The 244-nt window shown below is 42.2% G+C and carries 1 protein-coding gene; it reads right to left on the reverse strand.

The window, feature by feature from the left end; genetic code table 11:
• A partial coding sequence (locus SAZ04_RS22790) for a hypothetical protein (protein ID WP_332700027.1) occupies positions 1-244 on the reverse strand: 244 nt, incomplete at both ends.

Here is a 244-nt window from a genome sequence, read left to right on the forward strand (position 1 = left end):
GGAGAGAATGCATTGGTTTTTCCATTGCAGCAGTGACGAGGTCGAATATCGCTGGAAAGGACTTTAAAGTTCCTAATGATGACTGCGTAGAGACATGCTCTTCCAACTTAGTTTTCCAAAAATCAGTCATATCACGGTTGTATGAGGTGGAGATCGTCACCAATGACTTGAGTTTCGATATCGTTTCGACAGTGAGTTTTGGTTGATGAGGGTTGTAAAAGTTTTCATCCATCGCTGTGAACGT

The organism is Halalkalibacter lacteus, from assembly GCF_036663595.1.
Taxonomy (GTDB): domain Bacteria; phylum Bacillota; class Bacilli; order Bacillales; family Bacillaceae_D; genus Halalkalibacter; species Halalkalibacter lacteus.